The organism is Rhodoligotrophos sp. CJ14 (assembly GCF_038811545.1).
Classification (GTDB): Bacteria; Pseudomonadota; Alphaproteobacteria; order Rhizobiales; family Im1; genus Rhodoligotrophos; species Rhodoligotrophos ferricapiens.
The window spans coordinates 2,057,226-2,081,991 of sequence record NZ_CP133319.1 but is presented as its reverse complement, the minus strand read 5'-3'; the positions used below and the strand labels follow the sequence as shown (position 1 = coordinate 2,081,991).

The window sequence follows — 24,766 nt, the reverse complement described above, 5'->3', positions numbered from 1 at the left end:
GCGCGCGATCGCTCTATCGGGCGGTTTCTGTGGCCGCCCAGGCCTCGGCGACCTCACGTCCGGTGGCAAACCACACGCCGGGGAAGCGCCTCATGAAGGCGATGTATTCGCGGAGCATGGCCAGACGCGACGGCCGGCCGATCACCTGTGGATGCATGACCACATTGACCAGCCCGCCCCAGCGATAGATCTCGGTGAATTCTTGCTTCCAGATGCTGAGAATGTGCTCATTCGTCATGATCGCGCGCGGCGACTTGATCGCGAAGAGCGCATAGGGCGCGTCATCAAGGCTCCAGTGCCAGGGCAATTCTATGGGGCCACGAGAGCCATTCTGCAGCTCATGGCGATAGGGGCTCACCTGATCCATGAGCGAGCTGTCATAGAAGAAGCCGTATTCCTGGAGGAGCCCGATCATGTTGCTGGATGTCTCGCCCGCCGGAGAGCGGTAGCCCACGGGCTTGATGCCCACGGTCTTCTTCAGGGACTCAAGACCCTTCTCCAGGGCCTCGCGCTCCTTTTCCGGATAGTCCGGGTCGATCCATTCGTGGAGATAGCCGTGGTGGCCAACCTCGTGGCCGCCGGCGACGATCGCTTCCATGCGATCGGTGTATTTCTCGGCTGTCCATCCCGGCACGAAGAAGGTGGCCTTCAACTCCTCCTCCTTCAGCAGCTCCAGGATCTTGGGCACACCTGTCTTGCCGCCATAGATGCCTTGCGAGAGCACACCGGGCCTGCGGGCATTATCGGGGTCGCGCGAGAGCCACAGGGTCTCGGCATCGAAGTCGAAGGTCAGCATCACGGCGCAACGGGCCCCGCCGGGCCATGCTACAGGTGTCATGTCGTTCATCGTGGCGCTCCTCACGCGGCGTTGCTCATTGAGGGATTGGCATAGAGCGGGAAGGCTTGCAGCTCAGACTGGCAAAGCTGACCGTCGGTCGCATAGAGCACGCGCTCGTTGAGATCGAGCACGATGGCGGCCACGGTGATCACCCGCTTGGGTTCCGGCAGTTCGGTATCGGCATGGCGGCAGATGGCTGCCGGTGCCGAGAAATGATCTGTCATTGCGGCGCGCAGAGCATCGAAGTCGATCCTGCCAAGCTTTGCCCGCAGAAGACGCTCAAGGCGCGGCCCGCGATAGAGCGTGTTGGGGGAGATGCGCTCCATCTGGGAGGTGACGCGGGCTTCCTTGACCAGGTGGTTGGCATGCACCACCAGCCCGTTCTCAGGATAGATATAGGCGCAGTGGTCGGGGGTGGCCTCGATGTCGATGATCTCACCCTCGGCATGGCCGATGAGGAAATTGCTGGATGCGGTCCGGTCGGTCTGCACCACGGGGGCGAGCGCCTGATCGAAGCGCCAGGCATCCAGGATCTCCTTGCAGCGGACATGGAACGGCTTGCGGATACCGTTCGCCCCATCGCGCGGGGTGACGATGCCATTGACGCAGAGGCCGATGCCGGCGGCATTCACGCCCATCTTGGAGCCGACGATGCCCGCTTCGCTGAAGCCCACGAAATCCGGCTTGCCCTCACCGGGCCTGGATGAGCGGCGGACCCGCTGCACAAAGGTGCGGCCGCGGACTTTCTCGAGCCAATCCCAATTCTGGCAGAGCAAGGTGTGACCATTGGCGGTTGCTTCGGGCATCAGCCCAAAGGAGGTGCAGCCTTCCTGCTCCGGCCGCTGACTGACGGCCTTGGCCTCGCTGCCGAAGATCGAATAGGTGATCTCGTAACGGGCATTGAGCATGGCGATCTCGGTGAGGGAGGTCCCGGATGCCTCCGCAACGGCCGCCATCTCCTCTGCATATTCGGCATTGTCGCCCTGCATGAAGGCGAGCCAGTCTTCGCTCTCCGTGAGGACCTTGCGGCGATCGGCACCGCCCGCTTCGAAGCGGGAGAGGTAGGTTTCGACATTGTCGCGGATTGCTGCTTTCAGCGCCGCGCCATGGGTCTTGCCACGCTCGCGCGGATCGGGGCCAAGCTCAAGGAGAGGAAGAGGTGCCACGGGTACGTCCCTCGTGTTTCGATTATGCCGCGGCTGGACACCCGCACCGATCAGGCCTGGTCCAGCCATGGCTGCTTATGATGTCTTAAGCCCGTTCCGCCCAGGTGGGCGCGGGATAGATGGGCTTGGCTGAGGCGCTCTCGGCGGGGGAGATGACCTCCATCTCGCCCTTCTGGCGCTGGATCAGCAAAGGCCCGAGCAGGTCGGCCTGGCCATCGCCCTCAGGCGTGAACTTGATGTGTCCATAGAAGCATTGAAAGTCGAGGGCGGCGAGCGCATCGCGGACCGGATCGAGATCGAGCGTTCCGGCGTTCTTGGCCGCCTGCAGATAGGCGACGATGCAGGCGGCGCCGCTGGCCATGTGATAGGTCAGCTCGCGATCGAAATTCGCTTCGTAATACTTCGCGAAATTCTCCGCCGAGCCAAAATATTCGCCCTTAAAGGGGGCGCGCTCGGACCAGTAAGCTTGAGTCACGACGGCATTCGCATAATTGCCGAGCGCTTCCTTATAGGCGGCAGTCTGCGGGCCAAGCGTCTGATAGAGCATGCCGACATTGGTATTCGTCGACACCATCTGGCGGGCGATCAGGATCGAGGTCTCGTCATGGGTGGTGCAGACGAGCACGTCCGGCGGATTCTGGCGGATGGTGGTGAGCACGTTGGAGACGTCGCTGACCTGCGCCGGCAATGCGATGAAGTCCCTCACCTCGATACCGGCTTCCTCGATCAGTGCCTTGGCGCCATCGGCCTGGAATTTCGAGAAGGGGTCATTGGTGAAAATGATGCTGATCGCCTTCACCGCCGGGGTCAGCTCCTTGAACATGTTCACCGACGAGACGAACTGGCGGGAGGCGCGCGGGAACAGGCCAAAAACGCGCTTGCGGCCCTGGGTAAAGATCAGGTCGGATCCGCCACCCGCCTGCACCATGATGCGGCCGGCCGCCTCGGTGATCGCGCAGGTGGGCAGGACGATGTTGCTGCCGAAGGAGCCCAGGAAGAAGCCGATGCCTTCATCGACCTGGCGCTGGATCAAGGTGGAGGCGCGGGCGGGGTCGCTGGCATCATCGAACAGGCTGAGGGCGACGGTGTATTTCTGACCGCCGATCTCGACGCCGCCCATCTCCTCGTTGATGAATTTGACGGCGCATTCATAGCCGCGCATCACGTTGAGGCCGGTCTCGGCGGCAGCGCCAGTCATCGGGACGGAGCCACCGAAAATGATCTTGTTTTCCTGCGCCGCAGCCTGGTGCGGCAGCATTCCGGCCAGTGCGAGGGCACTGCCCGCTTTCAGAAAATCGCGCCTATGCATTGTTCAAGCCTCCCACTTCTCCATTGGGCGTCTTCTCACGCCAATCCCAGGTAAGCTTCCTTCACTTTGGGATCATTCAGCAGCTCACGGCCCGCGCCGCTCTGCACCACGCGCCCCTTTTCGAGCACATACGCATAATCGGCGATGGCCAGGGTCTGGTGCACATTCTGCTCAACCAGAAGGACGCTGATGCCCTCTTCGTTCAGCTTTCGAACCAGCGAAAATATCGTGGAGACGAGCATGGGGCTGAGCCCAAGCGATGGCTCGTCCAGAATGAGCAGTCGCGGCATGGTCATCAGGCCACGGCCAATGGCCAGCATCTGCTGCTCGCCGCCCGAGAGAGAGCCGGCATTCTGAGCCTTGCGCTCACCGAGGCGGGGGAAAAGGGCGAAAACGCGGTCGAGATTTTGCTGGAGCTGTGTGCGAGCGCGGCTCACATGACCACTGACGAGCAGATTCTCGTAGACGGTCAGGTGCTGGAAAACGAGACGACCCTCAGGGACGAGGCAGAGACCGAGATCCACGACCCGATGGGCCGGAAGGCCGGTGACCTCGCTGCCATCGAACCGGATAGTGCCGCGGCGCGGACGCAAGGCGCCGGCGATCATCTTCACACTGGTGGTCTTGCCCGCACCGTTGCCGCCGATCAGCGCGACGATGCGGCCCTTTGGCACCTCCAGGGTGCAATCAGCCACAGCGCCCATGCCGGCATAATCATAAGCCAGGCCGGAAACGGTCAGGAGCGGGTCTCCGGAGACACCCTTCGCAGCCGTTGCGGGTGACGACAATGTCATACGCTGCTCCAGGAAGTATTGCTGTGCGATACGATCACACTGTAGCTTTGCATCGCCGTTTTGCCTTGTCAAGAAAGCGGAAGCCGATCCGGGTTCTATGAACAAGGTCAGCCGCGAAGGCCGTTGGCGGCCGCAATCACCAGAGGTCCCACGCGCTGCACAAATTCTTCGGGTTTCCACTCGGCGAGCGAGCCGGCCACGTGGATGGCTGCGATGGGTGCTCCTTTGTTGTCGAGCACCGCCACGCCGATCGCGACCTCGCCAATCAGCACTTCCTCAATGGCGAGGGAGTAGCCGGTCTCTCGCACCTCAGCCAGGCGCTCCAGGATCTCGCTGATTTCGGTGGTGGTGCGCGGCGTGATCTTGCGCCGGTCGGAACGCTCGAGAATGTCGAGAACCCGGTCCTCGGGAAGATGGCTGAGAACCGCCCGTCCGCCCGATGTGCAGAAGGTCGGAACGCGCCGACCAACGAGATGGGCATAGAACGTATCGCGCTTGCTCTGCATGCGGACGAGATAGAGCATGGACAGGTCATCGAACAGGCTGAGGTCGACACGCTCCTGCACTGCCCGCCTGAGATCGGCGAGGATAGGGATCGCCCGATTGACCAGAGGCGTGGTGCGCAAATAATCGAAGGAGCGCTCGAGCAACCTGCGTCCGGGCACGAGGCCACCGGCGGTTTTCTCGACATAGCCGAGCTTGGCCAGGGTATAGGTGAGCCTCTGCGCTGCGCTCTTATCAAGCCCCGCCGCCTTGGCAATTTGCGAGAGCGACATAGGGGTTGGCGCCTCCGCGAAGGCTTCGAGGACGCGGAAGCCACGCGCGAGTGATTCGACGAAAAGCCGATCGGGCTTCTCGATCGACGTGTCTGCCTCGGCCCTGTTCTTGATCCTTTTGGTCGTTGTGCTCACGGTTTCATTCAGCCTGGTTTTTGCCTGGAGTGACGACCTAGGCGCCTCATGGTTTGACGCGGCAGAGCCGATAGGCCTAAGATATCGCGATCTCATCATATCGCACAACGATACGCAAGCCATGCCAAACACCAAAAGTCTTCCGGATTTCGCCAGGTTGCCATTCGACCCAGCCGCCATAGCCGCGGGGCTGAAGCGATGGGTGGAGCAGGAAAGCCCGACTTTCGACCGTGACGCGGTCAATCGGATGATGGACATGGCGGCGCGCGAGCTCAGCGTGATGGGTGCCGAGGTGCAGCGCATCCCCGGGCATATGGGGTTCGGGGACTGTGTTAAGGGCCGCTTTGCAGAGAAGCATCATAGCGGGCCCGGCATCCTCATACTCGGCCATCTCGATACGGTTCATCCCGTAGGTACGCTCAACGAATTGCCCTGGCGCGTTGAGGGCGACAGATGCTACGGGCCCGGCGCGCTCGACATGAAATCGGGCAATTATCTCGCGCTGGAGGCCATTCGGCAGCTGCAGCGGATCGGGTTCGTGCCATCGCTACCCGTGACGGTTCTGTTCACCAGCGACGAGGAGGTGGGCAGCCCGAGCACGCGCAGCCTCATCGAGGCGGAAGCCGCACGCCACAAGTATGTGCTGGTGCCTGAACCGGCGCGGCGCAATGGCGGGGTGGTCACCGGGCGCTATGCAATTGCGCGGTTCACTCTGACCATTCGCGGGCGGCCGAGCCATGCAGGCCTCAGACTGAGCGAAGGCGCTTCGGCCATTCGGGAGATGGCGCGTCAGATCCTGGCGATCGAGGCGATGACGGATGAGGAGATCGGGTTCAATGTGGGCGTCATTCGCGGGGGGCAATGGGCGAACTGCGTTGCAACCACCTGTCATGCGGAGGTTCTGGCCTCCGCGACGACGGACGAGAAGCTGGGGGAAGCCATTCGGCGCATTCACTCACTGTCGCCGGTGGGCGCTGATGTGAGTGTCCAGGTGGAAACCGGCGTGATCCGGCCCGTGTGGACGCGGAATGATGCCTCATGGCAGCTCTATGAGCATGCCAGCGGGCTTGCCAAGAGCCTGGGCTTTGACATCCCGCACCAGAATTCCGGCGGCGGGTCGGACGGAAACTTCACCGGCGCGATGGGCATTCCGACGCTTGATGGTCTTGGAGCCCGCGGGGATGGGCCGCATACGCTGGATGAGCACATCATCACGGAAAGCCTGGCCGAGCGCGGTCGCCTGATGGCGGGGCTGCTCGCCACTCTGGACTAGAGCTCGGCTTCCCTGGAGGGGAGGCCGCTTGGCCCGCGCCGGCCGAGCAGGGGAATGAACGAGGAGCGCTGGTGCTCCTCGGCGCGCAGCTTGGCTCGCACTGCCATCAGGTCTCGCCAGCCGATATAGCCGACCAGCTTCGCATCGCTGCGCGAGATCACCGGCAAATGCGCCACATTGGCCGTATTCAGCTTATCGGCAACGGCCTCGAGATACTCGTCGGGATAAACCACGGTGATCTTGGTGCCCTCGAGCAATTCCCGCAGGGTCGTCCGCCGGTGCTTGCCTGCGCGACGCCAGGCGAGAACCGATGGCGGGTCGATGAGGCCGAGCACGCGGTCCTCATCGTCGACGACCGGAAAACTGGGATGGCGTGTCTTCGGATTGGTCAGGAAAGACGCCGCGCCGTGCAATGTCATCGAAGCAGGTACTGTCTCGACAGCACGGGTCATCACATCGCTCACGCGGGTGAGCGCGAAAGGATCCACCCGATATTCCCGAACGATGTGATGGCCACGCCTTGCGATCTTCTCAGTCAGAATCGAGCGTTTCATCAGCAGCACGGTGGTGGCATGGGCCGCAGCGCAGGCGGTGATCAACGGCAGCAGTACGTGGGTATTGCCGGTGAGCTCGACGGCGAAGAAGGTCGCGGTGAGCGGTGCGCGCATGGTGCCACCCATGGTGGCCGCCATCGCAAGCAAAGCCCAGAAGCCTGGCGTTGCCTCCGGCAGAAAGCCGCTGAGGGATGCGCCCATGGCGCCGCCCATGATCAGCAGCGGTGCAAGCACCCCGCCTGACGTACCGGAGCCAAGGGCCACGGACCAGATGACGGCCTTCACCGCGAGCAGCAGAATGGCGGCAGTTGCTATGGTTTCGCCATTCAGCATGCTGGCAATATTGGCATAGCCGACACCGAGTGCGCGGGAATCGATGAGGCCACCAAGGCCGACCACCAGACCGCCGATCATCGGCCACCACATCCAGTGGATGGGCAGTTTCTGAAATCCATCCTCGCAGGCATAGACGAGCTGAGTCAGCAGGCCGGAGAGCAGGCCTGCCGCAATACCGATGCTGATCCAGCCGCCAAGGCCCGCCGCGCTCGGCGCCATCTCGCCTCCAAATGGAAAGAGAATGGCGGGCATGCCTAGTGCGGTGCGCTCGACTTCCGCGATGATCGCGGCCACAGCGACGGGGATGAAGCTGCGCGGGCGCCATTCGAACAGCAGGAGCTCTACGGCGAGCATGATCGCGGCAATCGGGGTGCCGAAGACGGTGGTCATGCCTGCCGCGGCGCCGGCCACCAGCAATGCCTTGCGCTCGTCGTCGCTGACAGGCAGGGCCTGAGCGATCAGGGAGCCAATCGCTCCGCCGGTCATGATGATGGGGCCCTCGGCACCGAAGGGGCCGCCGCTGCCGATCGATATCGCCGATGAGAGGGGCTTCAGCACAGCGACCTTCGCATCAAGCCTGGAGCGGCCAAGCAGGATCGCCTCGATGGCTTCGGGGATGCCATGGCCCCGGATCTTTTCGCTGCCAAAGCGCGCCATCAGTCCGATGATGAGCGCGCCAATGACCGGAATGAGCACGGATGAGGGGCCGAGGGACAGCTGGCCAAGGTCGATATCTGCAAAGCTGAAGCGGCCGAAATAGGCGAGATTGGTGGCAAGGCGGATCAGTTGCAGCAGCACGATGCCGGCAATGACGCCAGCAGATGCGACGACGACGGCGATTGCCGCGATCAACAGCACGCGGGCATCAGTGGTGAAGTCGCCGAGCCTGCGGTGATCGCCAGTTGGGGCGCTCATTCTGGTACTCTTGTAGGGAAGATGATGATGAAGATGCCGGCCGTCTCCCGAAGGGATACGGTTCAGGGGCGGAGTTCTATCGTAATACGATATAAGTTTGCAAGCGGCGGATTGGCGGGAGAGGCGAGAGCTCATGGAGAAAGCAGGCGGAGAGATGCCCAAGCCAGAGCGGCGAAGGATGATTGAACAGGCGGATTATGCGGCTCTGGCCGAATTCCGATATCTCATTCGCTGCTTTCTCGAGTTCAGCGAGGATCGAGCAAAGGCGGTGGGCTTAACGCCGCGCCAGCATCAGGCGCTGCTGGCGGTCAAAGGGTTCGGGGGTGAGCAGCCCATCAGCGTGGGAGAATTGGCGGAGCGTTTGCGGATCCGCCATCATAGCGCCGTTGAGCTCACCAACCGGCTTTGCGACAGCGGGCTCCTGGTGAGGGAGCCAGACAGTCAAGACCAGCGGCGCGTGCTGCTGCGCCTCACCGCACGCGCCGAGGCGCATCTCGAAGAGCTCTCCGCGGCGCATCTCGATGAGCTCGCCCGGATCGAGCCCATGCTGAAACGGGCAATGGGGCGGAGGCGCAAGTAATCGGAAGCTTACGCCGCTTTGATTACTTGGGTTCGAGCGATGCCTGCTGGCTGGGGTCCTGGGTCGGGATCGTCCATTCGCCCGCGCCGCGAACCGTGTCGATATATTCAGGCCAGCGGTAATGGACGGGCGGGGCGAAGTCTTTCGGCAAGAGCGGCGCCACCCATTTGGACCCGCCAATGCCTCCCCCGGTGCGCTCCTCGAACTCTGCCCGGGCCTTGCGCAAATGCTCCGGCTCGGTCAGCAGGTCCACGATGGTTGCGGCGATCACTCGGCCGGCCGTCTCCCACATGGGGTCGATGCAGGCGGGATAGCCACACATGGCATAGCGGGACCATTCGGGATAGCGGACGCCGCCTTCGGCTGCGCGCAGAGCCGGCCGCGCCACATAGAGCCGCACGGTCGGCGCGTGCCAGGTATAATCCACATAGTCATCGGCCGAGATATTGTGCTGCCAGCTGGGCAGCTGTGAGCGGAACCAGGCTTCGCCCTCCTGCGGGGTGGTGAGCACCTGGGTCTCGGGCGCGAAAGGATCTTCCATGGGCTTCGCGCCGAGATTCTTCTGAAGCTCGCGGGCGAAGGCGCGGGCGTCATCGTTCCATTGCGGCGGACCGATCAGCTCGAAATTATCGTAGGTGATCTGCGCCATGGCATGGTTGGCGAGGCCCTGACGCGTGCGTGTCACCCATGCCTTGGTCACGGTGCAGTGGCTCATCGCGGCGCAGTGCTCGGCATTCCGGTCGAGAACCGCGAAGACCTGCTCGCACATTTCGAGCGTTGGTGCGCGCAGGGAATATTGGATCTGCGAAATGTTCGGCGCGAGGTTGTCGGCGGTGGCTTGGCCGGCGATGGGGATGTACTCGTTGAGGCTCCAACTGCCGGTATGGGGCAGCATCGCCTCCTTCATATATTTCGATGACGTATACATCAGGCATACCGCATCGATGGCACCGGGCGCGCGGGCGACATTGTGCACATGGGCAACGCCCACATTGGCGGCGCTGGTGTTCCAGGTCTCAGGCGCGGCGCATTCGAAGGTATAGATGCGGCTCCAATAGGCGGCGCAATGGGTGTCCCAGAAGCAGCTATTCGCCAGGGCCGGGAAGGAATGGGGGTGAAAGCTGAAGGCCGCGTCCAGGTCGTCGTAATAGCCCTTGGCGGCGTGCACCGGCTTTGAGCCGCACATCTTCTCGGCCGGCTCGCCGAAGAATTTCAGCCGGCCCTTCAGCCCATGCTGCTCCATCGCCCGCTTGGCGGCGAGGAAGCCGGTGAAGGAGCCGATGCCGAGAGCGGAATGCGGGTCGGTATGGCCAGCGGCAAAGCGGTTCACGCCCTCGCGCGGCTTGCGATAGGGCACTGCCTCCTGGCTCTGGCCAGGCACCGCGTCATATTCCGCATAGCCGCCGATGGTTGGCCCATCGCCATTGGACCAGGTGGCGCAGAAGGCCGTGGGCATGCCCCCGGAGCCGACCTCCACCTCGAAGCCTTCGGCGCGCAGACGCTCCACGTACCAGGCGGCCGAGCGGTATTCGCGCCAGGACGGTTCGTGAAAGCTCCAGATGGTCTGGTGGTCCTGGCTCAACCGGTCACGATTGGTGTCGATCCAGTCGAGCGCGGTCTTTTTTGCAGGGGTCAACTCGGCTTTGGGCATAATGTCTCCTCCCGCCCGCATCTAATGCGCGGCGGCCGTCAGATAGTCATAAGCGGACAGAACATGGGTCTTCACGACCGCCAGGAACTCCTCGATGGTCACGAATTCATCGGGCTTGCCCATGGTGGCAGGCGAAGGGCCATAGACGATCGCCGGCACATTGCGCATGCGCCACAGGCGCGCGTCGGTGCCGCCGGGTGACACCACCTTCGCTGGCCGGATGCCGGTGATCATTTCGGCGTTGGCCTGCACATAGGCATACATATCGGCATTGGGGTCGCACCAGTTCGGCTCGTTGCCGCCCTGGACAATGTAAGAGGCCTCCGGATGTCGGCTGATGATCGCGTCGGCCTTGTCCAAAAGGTCCTGCCGGGTGAGGCCGTTCGGCACGCGCAAGTCGACTTCGAATTCGCAGTCGGAGGCGATCATGTTGACCTTGGCGCCGCCTTTGATGGTGCCGAGATTGACGGTCACGCTGCGGATGGTCTTGGATGCGCCGTTGCCATAGGCCTGCTCGATGGCATCTGTTGCCTCGTCCAGGGCGGCCTTGAGGGCCGGCGCTTCAGGAACCGGAAGTTCGCCGAGCTTCAGGAGGTCGGTCATGATCTCGGCGGCAATCGCGATCGCGTTCCGGCTCGTATGCACATAGGCGCCATGACCGCCTGGGGTCGAGACCTTGACGGTGAGCCAGAGCGGCCCCTTCTCGCCGAAACGCACGGTATGGAGGCTACTCGGCTCGCCATTCAGACAGCAATCGCCCAGCACCTCGTCGAGGTGATGTTCCATCAGATAACGGGTGCCCCATTCACCGAAGGTCTCCTCGTCGGAGACCACGGTGAGGGTGAGCTTGCCCTTAAGCTGCTCCTTGAGGCGGTTGAGATAGACATAGGTGAAGATGGAAGCGGTGGTGCCGCATTTCATATCGCAGGCGCCACGGCCATAGATGCGGCCATCGACCAGTTCACCACCCCAAGGATCACGCGTCCAATCGCTTTCCGGGCCGACGGGGAACACATCCATATGGCCGTTCAGAACAAGGTGCCGGCCGGGTCCGAACTCGGTCGCGGCGATGATGTTCGGCATTTCCGGGTTGGGCGCGATGGTCTTGAAGGGCAGCCCTCGGCTTTCGAGGAATGCGCTCACGAATTTGGCGCCGGAGACCGTATTGCCGGGCGGGTTAGGATTCTTGCAGCGCAAGAACTCCTGAAGGAAACCGATGAGCGTTTCGCGGTCCTGCTCGATCCAGTCGAGCAATTGCTGCTTGCCGTCGTTCATCCCGCCAGATCCTGTTTACGCAAGGCTGCCTCCTCCGGGCGCATGTTGATTTCGCGTGCGCGGATACAGGCGGCGCGATGCTGCGGCCATACCTCATCCAGCGACGGGTCGATCCGGTCACAAGCCTCGAGGGCGAAATCGCAGCGTGGTGAAAACCGGCAGCCATTGCCGCGATAGACGGTTCCGGCACCCGCGAGCAGCTTTTGGGAGAGCTGGACAGGCTCTGTGTGCGGATCGGGCACGGGCACCGCCGCGAGCAGCTGCTTGGTGTAGGGATGCAGCGGGTTGCGCAATACCTCGGTGGCGCGGGCCTGTTCCACGAGCCGGCCGCGATACATGATGGCGAGTTCATCGCAGATATGGGTGACGATCGAGAGGTCGTGAGTGATGAAGATCATCGACATGCCGAGCTGGTCGACAAGCCGGCGCATCAGACGGAGAATGCCGGCGCGCACCGAGACGTCGAGCATGGAGACCGGCTCGTCCGCCACCAGCACAGCCGGATTGAGGATGATGGCGCGGGCGATCGCCACCCGCTGACGCTGACCGCCGCTCAGCTCATGCGGCAGGCGGTCGATGAAGGCGCTGCCCGGCCTGAGCTCGGCCGCTTCCAGCGCCTCGATGGCGCGGGCCCGTCTCGAAGCCGCATCACCCTCGCCGTGGATGACCAGCGGCTCCTCCACGGTGCGGCCGATGGTGAAGCGCGGATTGAGCGAGCTGAACGGGTCTTGAAAGACCATCTGCACGTGGCGACGGAAAATCCGCCGCGCCGCGTTGCTCATGCCAGAGGCGAGCTCGCCGCGCAGATAGATCTCGCCCGACGTGGGCTGCTCCAGTCCGACAAGAAGGTTGGCCAGGGTGCTCTTGCCGCTGCCACTCTCGCCGGCAATGCCGAGCACCGATCCCGGCATCAATGTGAACGAGATGCCGTCCACGGCGCGGACGGGTGGCTGCGCACGACCGAACAGGCCGCTGAACGTGGCAGCCCTTGTGAAGTGCTTGTGTACGTCGCGGAACTCGACGGCGGGAGGTGCTGCACTCATGCGGCTTCGGCCTCCCAGATCGATGGCTCGGTTGCCCGCCGGCGCAGCTCAGGGGCCTGATCACCGAAGTGACAGCTGGCGAATTGGTCGGGACCAAAGTGCGCGAGCGGCGGCTTCTTCTGGCGGCAGATCGGGGCGACGAAGGGGCAGCGGTCGGAGAAGCTGCAATAGGACGGCGCTTCGAGCAAACGTGGCGGCGCACCGGCAATGCTCACAAGAGGCGCCTCGGGCAGGCGAATGTCGGGGAAGGCCTGCTTCAGCCCCATGGTATAGGGATGGGTCGGGGTGCTGAGGACCTGGCCGGTGGGGCCGATCTCGGCGATCTCACCCGCATACATGACCGCCACACGGTCGCATAGTTCCGCAACCACACCGATATCGTGGCTGATGAAGATGATGGCCATGTCCTCCTTCGCCCTCAGGTCGCGCAGGAGGTTGATGACCTGCCGCTGCACGATGACGTCGAGGCCCGTGGTGGGCTCGTCCGCTATCAGCAGGGACGGGTTGAACATCAGCGCAAGGGCGATGATCGCCCGCTGGCGCATGCCGCCCGAGAGTTCGTGGGGATAGCGCGACAAGAGGGCTGGATCGAGATCGACCCGGCGGAACAGCTCCTGGGCGCGGGCCCGGCCATCGCCCCGGCCGCCATGGGCCTTCCAAGCCATGCGGAATTGGTGGAACAGAGTGGTGACCGGGTTGAGCGAGTTCACCGCGCTCTGAGGCACATAGGCGAGCCTGCGCCAACGCACTTTGTTGCGCGCGGCCTCGCTCAGGCCGACCAGATTCTGTCCCTCGAAGGAGATGGTGCCGCTGGTGACCTCAGCAGCCTTCGGCAAAAGCCCCAGAATGGCGAGGGCCAAAGTGCTCTTGCCGCAGCCTGACTCACCCACCAGGCCGAGGGTCGCGCCCTGTTCCAACGTGAAGGAGATGTGGTTCAGCGCATGGACTTTGCCGCCATAGCTGCCGTATTGAACCGAGACGTTATCGACCGAGAGGAGCGTCATGATCAAGCCAACTTCGGGTTGGTCAGCTTCTCGAACTCGCGTCCGATCAGGAACACGGAGCCCACGAACAGGGTGAGGCAAAGCCCAGGTGGGATGGTCCACCACCAGGCATGGCGAATGGCGCCGGAGAGATAGGCGAGATAGAGCATCTGGCCCCAGCTCATCTGATTGGGATCACCAAAGCCCAGGAAACTCACGCTCGCCTCGGCAATGACCGCCCAGGCGATGTCGAAGGCCACATAGAGCATGGTCATGGGCAAGACGTTGGGGAACAGGTGCAGATAGATGATGCGCAGGTCGCTTGCGCCGGCGATCTGCGAGGCTTTCACGAAAGCCCGCTGCTTGAGGCTGAGGACCTGCGAGCGAATGACACGCGCCGCCGTCCGCCACATCAGCAGCGAGATGGTGAGGATGATGTTCCAGGTGGAGGGCGCCAGCAGCGCGACGAGCACCACGGCAAAGGGAATGAACGGGATGCCGAAGGCAAGGTCGGTGATGCGCATGAGGACCGCATCGATCCGGCCGCCGTAATAACCGGCGATGAGCCCGACATTGGTGCCGATCAGGGTGATGAAGAAGGCGCAGGTGAGACCCACGATCACGACGATCCGGGTGCCGACGATCAACTGGCTGAGCACGTCGGAGCCATAATAGGTGGTACCGAGCCAATGGGCGGCGCTGGGGGCGGCAAGCCTGAGAAGCTCACCTTGCGCGTTGAAGTGATTGACCGTGGGATCGTAAGGCGCAATCCAGGGGCCGATCACCGCGATCAGACAGAAGGCGAGAAAGATCACGCTGGCAATCGCGCCGGTCCAGGTGCGGAAAGGCAGCGCGATCAGGCTGCCGATGGTGCCCAGCACGGTCGAACGCCGGGATTTGGGTCGGGCTATGGCGAGGTCAGTCATAGGCGATCCTCGGGTCGAGCCAGCCATAGAGCAGATCGACAATGAAGTTGAGGATGATGACGACAGCCGCCATCAGGAAGAAGGTCGCCTGGGCCACGGGATAATCGCGCTGCGCGACCGAGTTGACCATGAGCCTGCCCATGCCCGGCCAGCTGAATACATATTCGAGCAGCACCTGACCGCCGAGCGCGAAGCCGACCATGATGGCGATATAGGTCAAGACCGGGAGGAAGGCGTTGCGCCGCGCGACCTGGCGCAGGCGGCGGTTGGAGAGGCCTTGCGCGCGGGCAAATTGCATGTAGTCCTCGCCGCGAACCTCAAGCATGGCCGTGCGCGTGATCATCAGCGGGTCGGAAATGAAATAGATCGCACCGGCAATAACGGGCAGCGCGAGATGCATCGCGAGGTCATAACCTGGCAGGGCCTGGATCCAGGTTTCGGGATAGAAGAACTGCTCGCGCATGCCGCCGATCGGGAACCAGCCGAGCTTATAGGAGAACAGCATCAGCAGCAGGATGGCGATCCAGAAGATCGGCAGGGCGCGGGGCAGGAGCGCGATGAGCGAGCCGATCTGCTCAACGCGCTCGCCGCGATGCCAGCCAAGATAGGCGCCGGCCCAGATGCCGATGGCGAGAGCGATTACCAGTATGGGTGCCATCAGGATGAGGGTGTTGCCCAGCATGGGCAGCACCACCTCCATCACCGGCCGGCGGAAATAGAGCGACAGGCCGAGGTCACCGCGGGCCAGATTGGCGAGGTAGGACAGATATTGCTCCCACATGGGGCGGTCCAAGCCCCAGGCCGCGCGCAGCTGCTGTTGCGCCTCAGGTGGAAGCTCGCCCGTGCCGAGGAGCATGGTCGTGGGATCGCCCGGGATGAGCCGGAACATCACGAACATGATCGTCAGCAGCAAAAACAGGGTGATGACCGTCTGCGCCAGGCGGCGCCCGGCATATCGCCAGAACATCATGGATCAGTATTGCTCCGTCGGCTGAGCACCGGTCGGATTGGCATGGCAGCAGGCTTGCCGCCGCCATGCCGGCGCATTAGCTCGGCAGCTTCAGCTTGCCATTGCCATCCCAGGTGAAACCCGCATCCTTCAGCACCTGGCGGGCCTTATCAAGGCTCGGCTCGGGGTTGGGCACGTCGGGATTGCTCCACTGCTTCAACACGGGGGTGATGAGGCTGTTATTGGCGAGCGTTCCTGCGCCGGAGAAGATGATGTCGAGATACTTCTTTCGATCCGTCGCGTGCTGCAGGGCCAGCCTCAGTGCCGGATTGTCGAGCGGCGGCATGACGAGATTGAAGCGGATCTCATGCAGGCCGTGCGTTGGGGTCTGCACGATCTCGATCTCCGGATTCTGGCCCAGGCGTTTGCCCTGGGTTACATCCATGGTCCAGCCGAAGACGTCGGCTTCGCCGCGCTCCATCATGCCGATCTGATTCTCGATGGCCGGCACCGGCAGCATGACCAGTGCATCGAGCTTGGCTGGCATAAAGAATTCCTTGTGGGCGGCGAGGTTGAGATACTCACCCTTGCGCCATTCCACATATTTCCACGGGCCCGATCCGATCGGCTGATCATTCGGCCAGTCAGCCGGGGAGGCCAGCCCGCTATCACCTGGCACCTTTTCCCAGACATGCTTGGGCGCGATGAAGGCGTAACCCAGAACGTTTGGCACGAAGGCGGCGTAGGGCTGGTTGAGCTTCAGGCGCACGGTGTTGTCGCCGGTGATCTCGGCGCTCTTCACCGAATCGACCACGCGCGCGAGGGCCGGGAATTTCCACTTCAGAATGTAGTCGAAGGTGAATTTCACATCCTCGACCGTCACCGGCTTGCCGTCATGGAAGGTCTGGTTGGGGCGGAGGACGATGTCCATGGTGGTGGGGTCGACGAGTGTCCAGCTTTCCGCCGCCCAGGGCATGATGTTGGCGTCTTTGTCGCGCGTGACGAAGGTCGCATACATCAGCCGCAGGATCGAGGAGTTGTAGACCTCGGGGGTGAGGAACGGATTGAGCGAGGCGATGTCGTAGATAGAGGTGACCTTCACCATTTTCCGTGGCGTCAGGGCCTCGATGCCCATATAGGCGAGGGGCGCATAGGGATAGCCGATGCCATTGCCGAAGATCGGCGTGACGCCCTTGAACTTTGCCTTGTTGTAAGCCTGGATGATGTCGCGGTGGAACAACACCATCAGCGGGTTGTCCTTGGCGGCGATGGCTTGCGCCTCCATCACCAAAGCGCGCCGCTTCTCTTCATCGACCTCAACGCGCTGGGCATTGGCGGCCTTGTCATATTCCGGGTTCTCGTAATGCCCGTAATTCAGGCCGCCCTTTGCAGCGCGCTTGGAGTTCAGGATCTCGTTCAGAAAGAAATCCGGATCCATGCGGTCCGGGGCACCGCCCCAGGACATGGAGACGAGGTGTGGAAGCTTATGCTCGCCGACGACCTGGGAGACCCAAGTGTCGAGGGTGCCTTGCTGCACCTCAACGTCAATGCCAAGCTCAGCATAGTCTCGGGTCACCTGGCGCCAGATCTCGATCATGTCTGGCCAATTCGGCGACATGGCCTGGAGCTTGGGCATGACACTGCCCGGCGCTGCCTGAGCATGGGCTTCGCGAATCGCTCCCTCCAGACCGGCAAGGGTTGCTCCGCTGACCGATGTTATGCCGAGCGCGCCGAGAAACTGCAGGAGGCGCCGCCGCGTAAGTTCACTATCCATTGGGTTGAAAGACATGATTCCCCTCCGCCTTTGCAGACATTTTTCTTCTATCTATAGCTATAATTCATATAAACAGGATGGAAGGCAACTGATTTTGGACGCCTAGCAAACCACCATCACGAGAGGGGAGCGAATATGGACCTGAAGGGACAGCTGCTCGACTGGATCGAGCAGGATCGGGACGAGCTCATTGGTTTCTTGTGCAATTTTGTGAGGGCCAAGAGCCCCAATCCGCCCGGCGACACGACGGAAGCGGTCAAGGTCATCACCACTTTCCTCAACAAGAAGGGCGCCCCATTCCGCCTCATCGACCCGCAGCCAACCATGGCCAATGTGGTGGGCACGTTCGAGGGTAGCGCCCCCGGCAGGCATCTGGTGCTCAACGGCCATATCGACGTGTTCCCGGTGGACGAGTCCGAGGAATGGGCACAGGGGCCGTGGAGCGGGGCCATCGCAGATGGCAAGATCTGGGGACGCGGCATTGCCGATATGAAATGCGGCACATCGGCCTCGATCTTCACCTATTGCTACCTCCATCGGCTGCGCGACCGTCTCAAGGGCAAGCTCACACTGACGGCGGTGTCGGACGAGGAGACGTTTGGCCCATGGGGTGCCCGGTATCTGATGGAGCACCATCGCGAGGAGGTTCTGGGCGATTGCTGCCTCAATGGCGAGCCGAGCGGACCAGTCACCCTGCGATTTGGTGAGAAGGGGCCGCTCTGGATCAAGTTCACCGTTCGGACCCCCGGCGCGCATGGCTCCTATACGCATCTTTCGCCCAGCGCGACGAAGATCGCAGCGAAGCTTATTCACGATCTGGAGGAAGTCACCGAGATCCCCACACCCGGAACGCCGGATATCGAGCGGGCGCTGTCGGAGGGGGTCGAGGCCATCGAGCGGGCGCTCGGTCAGGGTGCGAGCAAGACGCTGCAGCGGGTCACCTTGAATATCGGCGTCATCCATGGCGGCCTCAAGGTCAACATGATTCCGGGGCTTTGCGAGTTCGAAGCCGATTTCCGCCTGCCGGTGGGCTACACCAAGGAGCATATCCTGCCGAAGATCAAAGAGATCGCGGCGCGCTATCCGGAAGTCACCATGGAGGAAATCAACTACTCCGAGGCGAAGGCCTGTGACCCCTTCGGCGAGATGGCTCAGATCATCCAGCAGAACGTGCAAGACTTGCGCGGGTTCAAGCCCACGCCGATCATCAGCATGGGCGGCAGTGATGCCCGGCTTTGGCGGCAGCGGGGGGTGCCGGCCTATATCTATGGGCCATACCCCTACGGCATGGGCCAGAAGGATGAGCATGTCGACATCGAGGATTTCCTCCACGTCGTTCGCACGCATGTATTGTCCGCGTTCGACTATCTCAGCCGCAGCTGACCGGCCCAATATGGCGCGGACCGACAATGCCGACCTGACCTCGGGTTATTGGCATTGTCGGGGTCTGCGGCGGCTCCCTGCAGGAGATCGCGGCCGCAGAGGCAACGTTCGGAGGATCGAGTGAGCGTTATCTCCCGCCGTAAGCCCTTTCAGAAAATGAAGCTGTCGGATCAGATTCTGGCCGATCTGCATCAGTGGATCGCCAGGGAGAACCTTCAGCCCGGCGACCGGCTGCCGAATGAAAAGCAGCTGATGCAGCATTACGGCTGCGCCAAGGGCACAATCCGGGAGGCATTAAAAGCCCTGGAAATCCAGGGCTTCATCAAGATGCAGACCGGGCCCAATGGCGGCGCGGAGATCCAGCCCGTATCCCTCGACCGGGTGCTCGAGCAATTACGGGCCTTCGTGCATTTCCAGACCATCACCTTTCAGCACATCTACGCGCTGCGCGGGACGCTCGAGATCCGGTTGGCGGAGAATGTTGCGGGACGGCTGACGGATGATCAGCTTGCACGACTGCAAGCCAATATCGAGGAATGCGACAGGCTGCAGAGGAGCGGCGATTACGCGAAGGGCCGGCGGGTCGAAATCGACTTCCACGACATTCTGACCGAGGCCTGCGACAACCCCATTCTCACCGTCACCTGCCGCTTCCTCAACGATCTGCTGCGCGATCTTGTGAGCATGCGCACTGACCATTATGGCGAGCACCGGAATTTCGGGCAGCACAACATCGATAGCCATCGCATTTTACTGAAGCTTCTGCGTGAGGGTGATCGCCAGAAGATCCTGGCGGCGATGCAGGAGCATATGTGCGAGGTCGAAGCCTATATGCTGAGGGCGGACCATCAGCTTATGGGCAAGCCTGGGATCAGGCGGGCCGAAGCAGGCTAGTCTTCTTCTTTCGCGAAAATTCTCAGATGGCGGGCTGCAGTCGCTAACGCACACGATCGGCCAAACGTGCGGTGTTGACTCGGCATCAAATCGTGGATAAGAAATATCCATGATTTGAGCGAGGCCATGAAACTCAGCGACGGCGTGGAACAGGCAATTCACTGCGTGGTGATGCTGTCGCGGCTATCGGATGATGGCGTGCTGTCCGCCGCTGCTTTGGCGGAGTTTCACGGTGTCTCGACCAGCTATCTCCTGAAGCATCTTCAGGCCCTGTCGAATGCTGGCGTGCTGCAGACTTTGCCGGGGCCGAAGGGGGGATACCGGCTCGCCAAAGCCCCGGAAGACATCTCGCTGCTGGATATCGTGCTGGCACTCGAAGGACCGGCGCCGGCATTCCGCTGTCACGAGATTAGGCAGCGCGGGCCCAACCCGTTGCCAGCGCATATGTTCGTAGAGCCCTGCAGCATCAATGCGGCGATGCTGCGGGCGGAGAGAGCTTACCGGGCCGAGCTCAAGCGCGTCACCATCGCGGACATTCTCGCCGACCTTACGGAAGTGGATGACGGATCAATCGCGGCGAGAGGCTGTGCCTTTCTCGCCCTTCATGAGCGGAAGTCAGGCACGAAAGCCTGATCATTATAGGAGAAGATGATGAAACGTCGTTTGGATTACACCACTGCGGCGCCCGATGCCTATAAGGCCGTGCTCGCGCTCGAACAGTATGTCAAACAGCAGTCGGGCCTCGATCGGCGGCTGATCCATCTCCTGAAACTGCGTGCCTCCCAGATCAATGGCTGCGCCTATTGCGTCGACATGCATTCGAAGGAGGCGCGCCGGGACGGGATGAGCGAGCAATGGATCAATCTCATCTGCACTTGGCGGGAATCGCCGGTTTACGATGAGCGGGAGCGGGCGGTGCTCGCGTGGACCGAGTCGCTCACCAATCTTGCCCAGACCGGGGCCCCGGATTCCGATTTCGAGCCCTTGCGCCAGCATTTCACGGAAGAAGAGATCGCCAAGCTGACCGTCGCCATCGGGGTGATCAATATCTGGAACCGGATCGCGGTCGGGTTCCGCGCTCAGCATCCGGTCGATGCGCACGCGAAGGCCGCCTGATCACTCGACAGGCGGGCAGTACGTCCGACCGGTTCGTCCGCGGCGAGTTGTGGCTCATCCACAGCTCGCCATCTCTCGTATCAACGGGAGGTCGCCAGCGCGACGCCACCGAGGGTGAGCACAAGCGCGATGATCTGCCGCCACCCGAGCGGCTCACCGATAATGGCTGCGGCGGACAGGATGCCGATGACGGGCACCAGCAGCATGCCGGTTGCCGCGGCGGAGGCGGAAAGGGCGCGCAGGGTGGAAAACCAACTGAGATAGCACACACCCATCGCGATCAGCGTCATATAGGCCATGGACAGCCAAGCGGCATCGCTGACCGATGTGACATGCGGCTGTTCGATGATGAGGCCGAGCAGCATCATTGGCAGGCAACCGAGGCCGACTTGCCATGCGGTCAGCGCAATGGGCTGCAAAGGGATCGGGCGCCGCGCCGTAACGGCGCCGAGCGCAAACAGGATGGCGGAGGCGAGCGCCAGGGCGATGCCGATGATCTTATTCGTGCCGAAGGTCACGTCATTGCCGGTGAGAAGCACTTCGATGCCAGCAATGCCGAGAACGAGAGCCGAGATGCCGCGCAGGCTGGGTGGGGTGCCGAGCAGTGGCCAGGAGAGAAGCGTGGCCCAGATCGGCATGGTATAGACGAGCAAGGCGGCCTCAGCGACCGTCAGCCAGATCATCGAGAGGGTGGCAAAGCCCATCCAGGCGAACACGTTGACCGCGGATGCAAAGCAGAGCCGCCCGATGCTGTCGCGCGGAACGGTAAGGCTCTGGCCGCGCCATAAAGCGATGCCTGCCAGAAGCAACGCGGCCAGCATGCCACTGCTGCCGCGAGCGAAAAGCGGAGGCAATTCGCGCAGTATGATCTTGATCAGCGGCCAGTTGAGGCCCCAGCCCAAAGCGGTGACGAGCAGGTAAGCGAGACCGAGCCGAGAACGCGACTGATGCATGATCTCTGCATGGATTGGCGGGCGCGCCTGGTCAATGGCAGATGCCGCGCAATACCCATGCAGGAGATGCAGGGCTCGTGAGCGGCGGAGTGCATGCAGCTCAGGTGCCGCGCAGGATCAGCCGCTGACGTTCTGAGGCAGCCAAAGCGCGATCTCGGGATAGGCGAGCAGCAAGCCGATCAGGGCGAACATGCTCAGCACGAAGACGAGAGAGCCCGCGATCACGTCCTGGATGCTGCCCTGTTTGCGTATGGCTTGGACCACGTAGAGATTGATGCCCACGGGCGGTGTGATCAGTGCCACTTCCAACAAAATGGTCATGACAATGCCGAACCAGAGGGGGTCATAGCCGAGACTGACCACGATCGGGACCACCAATGGCGTCATGGTCACCAGCATGGAGAGGCTTTCGAGAAAACAGCCGAGGACCACGAAGAAGGCGATGATCACAACCATGGTCGCCACGGGGGACAGGCCGAGGCCGTTGATGAAGCCGGTGAGCTGCTGGGATAGGCCAATGGCGGAAAGCACGAAATTGAGGAAATAGGACGCGAGCACGATCAGCATGATCATGCCGGTGGCCTTCATAGCGCCGAGAAAGGACTCGTGCAGCAGGGTCAGGCTGAGCTTGCCATTCCACCAAGCGAGGATGATCGCGAAGACCAGGCCGAGGGATGCCGCCTCGGTGGGTGTTGCGATCCCTGCATATATCGATCCGACCACCACCAGGAACAGCAGCAGGATCGGCACGAGATCAATGAGGCTCATCAGCCGCTGGCGCCATGTCGCCCGAACGGGCTGGCCGTCATAACCGGGCTTGGCCAGGCAGACGATCAGGATGATCGCCGAGAAGAGCAGCGCCAGAACAAGCCCAGGGATCATCCCGGCGAGGTAAAGCTTGGGGATGGAGGTGTTGGTGATCATCCCGTAGATGATCAGGTGAATCGAGGGCGGGATGAGGATCCCCAAGGTGCCGCCAGCGGCGAGGCTGCCCAGAAACAGCCGCTCATTATAGCCGCGCTTGAGGATTTCCGGCAGGGCCACGGTTCCGATCGTCGCGGCGGTGGCCACGCTCGAGCCCGAGGTTGCCGCAAAGAGAGTGCTCGCGCCGATATTGGCGTGGAGCAGGCCTCCAGGGAGGCGATTGAGCCAGAGGGCGACAGCGCCATACATGCGTTCGGCGATACCGGCGCGCAGCAGGATTTCGCCCAAGAGCACGAAGAGTGGCACGCTCGTCAGAGTGAATTCATTCGAGACTTTCCAGAAGATCTCGGATGCGGCGTAGTAGAGCGGGAGAGGGGAATAGATGCCGCCCAGAACAAAGGCTGCAATTGCCAATGCCGCGGCAATGGGAATGCTCGCACCAATCAGGACCGCAAGAAGAAGTGCTGCATTGCCCAGCATGTCAGCCCAGCCCGCCTGACTTCACGGCATCCTCGGCCTCTTCCACAGGGGTCATCACGCCAAGCTGCCGGTTCACTTGGTTCAGGTCCCCATGCGCCAGCTCGAGAAGAGCCCTGATTGCTGAAAGGGCCAACGCCACCAGAAAGACGACGAAGCCCAGGAGCCATGCGGCCTGCGGAATGATCAAAGGAATCTGGAGAGAGGAAGCGGAACGCGACGCGCGCGCCCAGGATCCGGAGACCACGATCCAGCCGCTGAAGATCAAGAAGCCCGCAAGCAGCAGAAGCGCAATCAGCGCCAGCATGTCGAGGCCGGTGCGCAAGGCGAGCGGAAAGCGCTGGTAGAGGAAATCGATGCGCACGTGGCTGCGGGCGTAAAAGCCTTCCGCCAGTGACCAGGAAATGCCGATCGCGAAGATGTAGCCGGCAATTTCGTCGACGCCGCCGAGATTGCGTCCCAGCAGATAACGGGCGAGCACATCCACGGCCACCATGATGCCGAGGAACATCACGCCCCATCCAGCCGCAAGCAAAAGGAAGCGCGACAAACGACGCCAGAACGCATCAGCAGCGATAATCAAGGCAGCGAAGGTGCCGGGTTTCAATGAGGTCCGCGCCATGCTGCCTCGATCGCGCTTACTTGCGGGCCGTCATGCCGGTGACTTTGCCAACGGTCTCGTTCCACCGCGACACGCAGGCCTCATCACAGCGAGAGGCCCATTTCTTCAGCACCACCTCCTCAAGGATTCGGCGCCGTTCCTTGTCGTCCGCCTCGGACGGTTCGACATAGGTCATAGCCGCAGGCTTCCCATAGGGGCATTCCGCCCGACCCGTGTTGCAATCGATACCGGCCTTGTCGTCGGTCGCCGTCAGCGTCCAAAGGTCGTCCTCCAGGGTCTTTACGGCCTTTGCGACCGCCTCCCGCTGATTTTCCGGCAAGGCTTCCCATTTGGACTTGTTGGCGGCAATGAGGGTGAGGCCCCAGCCGAAGCGCATGCCATAGAGATTGCTGGTCACTTCCGGCCACTTGAAGGAATAGCCGGTCAACGTGCCGGTGATGCCGCAATCAACGACGCCGCGTTGCAGCGCCGGGACGACTTCCGCCAGGGGAATGCTCACGCCAACGGCACCGGCAGCCTCGATGAATTCATTCATGCTCGCGCCGTAGAAGCGGATCTTGCGGCCCCTGATATCCGCAAGGCTCTTCACCGGTTCGCGGCAGTAGAGGACCTGGCTCGGGTTGGGATAGACGCCAAGCAGGACCAGCCCATGCTTCTTCTCAAGGTCTTCAGCGATCACGGGACGATAGGCCTCGAGCGCCTTATGACCGGTCTCCACGTTTTGGATGAGGGTTGCGAGCTCCAGCCCCTCGATGACCGGATCATCGGCAACGGAATAGCCGACGACGATATGGCCGATGTCGAAAACGCCGAGGGTGGCAAGGCGCAGGAGCTCCACGCCGGAGAGGCCGAGCTCGGAATAGGAGGTTACGCTCGCCGTGACCTCGCCATTGGTCATTTCCTTGAGCTTCTCGGACCAGAACGGCTTTTCCACACGCTCGTAAGCATTCAGATTGGACCACGGCGCGACCACCTTCAGCTCGGTTTGCTGAGCCTGCGCCGTGCCGAACAGAGCGGCCAAGCTTAGCGCCGCCGCGCTCATCAGTTTCCGGATCGCCATCGCACTCACCCCGTATTCTCTGGACGCGACACATGAGAACGAGCAACGGCGCGCGTCAAA

The 24,766-nt window shown here is 62.2% G+C and carries 23 protein-coding genes; 6 read left to right on the top strand and 17 right to left on the bottom strand.

Features of this window, described 5'->3' with window-relative positions:
* Positions 1 to 13: 13 nt before the first annotated feature.
* The 5 genes from RCF49_RS09685 to RCF49_RS09665 all read right to left on the bottom strand — a co-directional run bounded on the left by RCF49_RS09685 (position 14) and on the right by RCF49_RS09665 (position 5,018).
* Entirely contained in the window at positions 14 to 847 is an 834-nt protein-coding gene (locus RCF49_RS09685; protein ID WP_342643818.1) for a polysaccharide deacetylase family protein, read from the bottom strand.
* Between the two features lie 11 nt (positions 848 to 858).
* Positions 859 to 2,004, bottom strand: a complete 1,146-nt coding sequence (locus RCF49_RS09680; protein WP_342643817.1) for a C45 family peptidase — start codon at positions 2,002 to 2,004, stop codon at positions 859 to 861.
* 85 nt (positions 2,005 to 2,089) lie between these two features.
* A complete protein-coding gene (locus tag RCF49_RS09675) occupies positions 2,090 to 3,313 on the bottom strand; it encodes an amino acid ABC transporter substrate-binding protein (RefSeq protein ID WP_342643816.1) in 1,224 nt (407 codons plus the stop codon).
* 35 nt (positions 3,314 to 3,348) lie between these two features.
* Positions 3,349 to 4,107 carry an ABC transporter ATP-binding protein gene (locus RCF49_RS09670; protein ID WP_432807381.1) on the bottom strand — a complete coding sequence of 253 codons (759 nt, stop codon included), beginning with the start codon at positions 4,105 to 4,107 and terminating at the stop codon, positions 3,349 to 3,351.
* A gap of 107 nt (positions 4,108 to 4,214) precedes the next feature.
* On the bottom strand, positions 4,215 to 5,018 hold the full coding sequence (locus RCF49_RS09665) for an IclR family transcriptional regulator (RefSeq protein ID WP_342643815.1): 804 nt from the start codon (positions 5,016 to 5,018) through the stop codon (positions 4,215 to 4,217).
* A gap of 121 nt (positions 5,019 to 5,139) precedes the next feature.
* Here RCF49_RS09665 and RCF49_RS09660 point away from each other — a divergent pair, with 121 nt between their 5' ends.
* Positions 5,140 to 6,291 carry a M20/M25/M40 family metallo-hydrolase gene (locus RCF49_RS09660; RefSeq protein WP_342643814.1) on the top strand — a complete coding sequence of 384 codons (1,152 nt, stop codon included), beginning with the start codon at positions 5,140 to 5,142 and terminating at the stop codon, positions 6,289 to 6,291.
* Here the strand turns inward: RCF49_RS09660 and RCF49_RS09655 are convergent.
* The gene (locus RCF49_RS09655) at positions 6,288 to 8,096 is read right to left on the bottom strand and encodes a chloride channel protein (protein WP_342643813.1); all 1,809 of its coding nucleotides are present in this window, start codon (positions 8,094 to 8,096) and stop codon (positions 6,288 to 6,290) included. The two genes, RCF49_RS09660 and RCF49_RS09655, sit on opposite strands and share 4 nt — an antisense overlap.
* A gap of 133 nt (positions 8,097 to 8,229) precedes the next feature.
* Here RCF49_RS09655 and RCF49_RS09650 point away from each other — a divergent pair, with 133 nt between their 5' ends.
* Positions 8,230 to 8,676 carry a MarR family winged helix-turn-helix transcriptional regulator gene (locus tag RCF49_RS09650; RefSeq protein ID WP_342643812.1) on the top strand — a complete coding sequence of 149 codons (447 nt, stop codon included), beginning with the start codon at positions 8,230 to 8,232 and terminating at the stop codon, positions 8,674 to 8,676.
* Positions 8,677 to 8,698: 22 nt separating this feature from the next.
* Here RCF49_RS09650 and RCF49_RS09645 read toward each other — a convergent pair whose 3' ends face one another.
* The 7 genes from RCF49_RS09645 to RCF49_RS09615 all read right to left on the bottom strand — a co-directional run bounded on the left by RCF49_RS09645 (position 8,699) and on the right by RCF49_RS09615 (position 17,292).
* The gene (locus RCF49_RS09645; RefSeq protein WP_342643811.1) at positions 8,699 to 10,327 is read right to left on the bottom strand and encodes a M20/M25/M40 family metallo-hydrolase; all 1,629 of its coding nucleotides are present in this window, start codon (positions 10,325 to 10,327) and stop codon (positions 8,699 to 8,701) included.
* A gap of 21 nt (positions 10,328 to 10,348) precedes the next feature.
* Positions 10,349 to 11,602, bottom strand: a complete 1,254-nt coding sequence (locus tag RCF49_RS09640; protein ID WP_342643810.1) for a M20/M25/M40 family metallo-hydrolase — start codon at positions 11,600 to 11,602, stop codon at positions 10,349 to 10,351.
* A complete protein-coding gene (locus RCF49_RS09635) occupies positions 11,599 to 12,645 on the bottom strand; it encodes an oligopeptide/dipeptide ABC transporter ATP-binding protein (protein WP_342643809.1) in 1,047 nt (348 codons plus the stop codon). The genes RCF49_RS09640 and RCF49_RS09635 overlap by 4 nt, the downstream gene beginning before the upstream one ends.
* On the bottom strand, positions 12,642 to 13,649 hold the full coding sequence (locus RCF49_RS09630; protein WP_342643808.1) for an ABC transporter ATP-binding protein: 1,008 nt from the start codon (positions 13,647 to 13,649) through the stop codon (positions 12,642 to 12,644). The genes RCF49_RS09635 and RCF49_RS09630 overlap by 4 nt, the downstream gene beginning before the upstream one ends.
* Positions 13,650 to 13,651: 2 nt before the next feature.
* On the bottom strand, positions 13,652 to 14,554 hold the full coding sequence (locus tag RCF49_RS09625) for an ABC transporter permease (protein WP_342643807.1): 903 nt from the start codon (positions 14,552 to 14,554) through the stop codon (positions 13,652 to 13,654).
* Entirely contained in the window at positions 14,547 to 15,524 is a 978-nt protein-coding gene (locus RCF49_RS09620; protein ID WP_342643806.1) for an ABC transporter permease, read from the bottom strand. Before RCF49_RS09620 ends, RCF49_RS09625 begins: the two co-directional genes overlap by 8 nt.
* 76 nt (positions 15,525 to 15,600) lie before the next feature.
* Complete coding sequence (locus tag RCF49_RS09615) at positions 15,601 to 17,292, bottom strand: ABC transporter substrate-binding protein (protein ID WP_342643805.1); 1,692 nt, start codon at positions 17,290 to 17,292, stop codon at positions 15,601 to 15,603.
* A gap of 120 nt (positions 17,293 to 17,412) precedes the next feature.
* On the opposite strand from RCF49_RS09615, the gene RCF49_RS09610 reads away from it, so the two are divergent.
* The 4 genes from RCF49_RS09610 (at position 17,413) to RCF49_RS09595 (ending at position 20,670) form a co-directional block, all read left to right on the top strand.
* Entirely contained in the window at positions 17,413 to 18,660 is a 1,248-nt protein-coding gene (locus RCF49_RS09610) for a M20/M25/M40 family metallo-hydrolase (RefSeq protein ID WP_342643804.1), read from the top strand.
* Positions 18,661 to 18,780: 120 nt separating this feature from the next.
* Positions 18,781 to 19,554 carry a FadR/GntR family transcriptional regulator gene (locus RCF49_RS09605; RefSeq protein WP_342643803.1) on the top strand — a complete coding sequence of 258 codons (774 nt, stop codon included), beginning with the start codon at positions 18,781 to 18,783 and terminating at the stop codon, positions 19,552 to 19,554.
* A gap of 126 nt (positions 19,555 to 19,680) precedes the next feature.
* Entirely contained in the window at positions 19,681 to 20,187 is a 507-nt protein-coding gene (locus RCF49_RS09600) for an RrF2 family transcriptional regulator (protein WP_342643802.1), read from the top strand.
* An 18-nt stretch (positions 20,188 to 20,205) separates the two neighbouring features.
* Positions 20,206 to 20,670 carry a carboxymuconolactone decarboxylase family protein gene (locus RCF49_RS09595; RefSeq protein ID WP_342643801.1) on the top strand — a complete coding sequence of 155 codons (465 nt, stop codon included), beginning with the start codon at positions 20,206 to 20,208 and terminating at the stop codon, positions 20,668 to 20,670.
* Positions 20,671 to 20,750: 80 nt separating this feature from the next.
* On the opposite strand, the gene RCF49_RS09590 is transcribed toward RCF49_RS09595, so the two are convergent.
* The 4 genes from RCF49_RS09590 to RCF49_RS09575 all read right to left on the bottom strand — a co-directional run bounded on the left by RCF49_RS09590 (position 20,751) and on the right by RCF49_RS09575 (position 24,706).
* A complete protein-coding gene (locus RCF49_RS09590) occupies positions 20,751 to 21,623 on the bottom strand; it encodes a DMT family transporter (RefSeq protein WP_342643800.1) in 873 nt (290 codons plus the stop codon).
* Between the two features lie 117 nt (positions 21,624 to 21,740).
* Positions 21,741 to 23,027: a TRAP transporter large permease gene (locus RCF49_RS09585; RefSeq protein WP_342643799.1), complete on the bottom strand. Its 1,287-nt coding sequence runs from the start codon at positions 23,025 to 23,027 to the stop codon at positions 21,741 to 21,743.
* A gap of 1 nt (position 23,028) precedes the next feature.
* Entirely contained in the window at positions 23,029 to 23,646 is a 618-nt protein-coding gene (locus tag RCF49_RS09580) for a TRAP transporter small permease subunit (protein ID WP_342643798.1), read from the bottom strand.
* Between the two features lie 16 nt (positions 23,647 to 23,662).
* Positions 23,663 to 24,706, bottom strand: a complete 1,044-nt coding sequence (locus RCF49_RS09575; RefSeq protein ID WP_342643797.1) for a TRAP transporter substrate-binding protein — start codon at positions 24,704 to 24,706, stop codon at positions 23,663 to 23,665.
* Positions 24,707 to 24,766: the final 60 nt, after the last annotated feature.

Coding starts and splice junctions, on each gene's coding strand:
- RCF49_RS09685 (WP_342643818.1), bottom strand. CDS start 847: ATGAACGACATGACACCTGTAGCATGGCCCGGCGGGGCCCGTTGCGCC.
- RCF49_RS09675 (WP_342643816.1), bottom strand. CDS start 3,313: ATGCATAGGCGCGATTTTCTGAAAGCGGGCAGTGCCCTCGCACTGGCC.
- RCF49_RS09670 (WP_432807381.1), bottom strand. CDS start 4,107: ATGACATTGTCGTCACCCGCAACGGCTGCGAAGGGTGTCTCCGGAGAC.
- RCF49_RS09660 (WP_342643814.1), top strand. CDS start 5,140: ATGCCAAACACCAAAAGTCTTCCGGATTTCGCCAGGTTGCCATTCGAC.
- RCF49_RS09655 (WP_342643813.1), bottom strand. CDS start 8,096: ATGAGCGCCCCAACTGGCGATCACCGCAGGCTCGGCGACTTCACCACT.
- RCF49_RS09650 (WP_342643812.1), top strand. CDS start 8,230: ATGGAGAAAGCAGGCGGAGAGATGCCCAAGCCAGAGCGGCGAAGGATG.
- RCF49_RS09645 (WP_342643811.1), bottom strand. CDS start 10,327: ATGCCCAAAGCCGAGTTGACCCCTGCAAAAAAGACCGCGCTCGACTGG.
- RCF49_RS09640 (WP_342643810.1), bottom strand. CDS start 11,602: ATGAACGACGGCAAGCAGCAATTGCTCGACTGGATCGAGCAGGACCGC.
- RCF49_RS09635 (WP_342643809.1), bottom strand. CDS start 12,645: ATGAGTGCAGCACCTCCCGCCGTCGAGTTCCGCGACGTACACAAGCAC.
- RCF49_RS09630 (WP_342643808.1), bottom strand. CDS start 13,649: ATGACGCTCCTCTCGGTCGATAACGTCTCGGTTCAATACGGCAGCTAT.
- RCF49_RS09625 (WP_342643807.1), bottom strand. CDS start 14,554: ATGACTGACCTCGCCATAGCCCGACCCAAATCCCGGCGTTCGACCGTG.
- RCF49_RS09620 (WP_342643806.1), bottom strand. CDS start 15,524: ATGATGTTCTGGCGATATGCCGGGCGCCGCCTGGCGCAGACGGTCATC.
- RCF49_RS09615 (WP_342643805.1), bottom strand. CDS start 17,292: ATGTCTTTCAACCCAATGGATAGTGAACTTACGCGGCGGCGCCTCCTG.
- RCF49_RS09610 (WP_342643804.1), top strand. CDS start 17,413: ATGGACCTGAAGGGACAGCTGCTCGACTGGATCGAGCAGGATCGGGAC.
- RCF49_RS09600 (WP_342643802.1), top strand. CDS start 19,681: ATGAAACTCAGCGACGGCGTGGAACAGGCAATTCACTGCGTGGTGATG.
- RCF49_RS09595 (WP_342643801.1), top strand. CDS start 20,206: ATGAAACGTCGTTTGGATTACACCACTGCGGCGCCCGATGCCTATAAG.
- RCF49_RS09590 (WP_342643800.1), bottom strand. CDS start 21,623: ATGCATCAGTCGCGTTCTCGGCTCGGTCTCGCTTACCTGCTCGTCACC.
- RCF49_RS09585 (WP_342643799.1), bottom strand. CDS start 23,027: ATGCTGGGCAATGCAGCACTTCTTCTTGCGGTCCTGATTGGTGCGAGC.
- RCF49_RS09580 (WP_342643798.1), bottom strand. CDS start 23,646: ATGGCGCGGACCTCATTGAAACCCGGCACCTTCGCTGCCTTGATTATC.
- RCF49_RS09575 (WP_342643797.1), bottom strand. CDS start 24,706: ATGGCGATCCGGAAACTGATGAGCGCGGCGGCGCTAAGCTTGGCCGCT.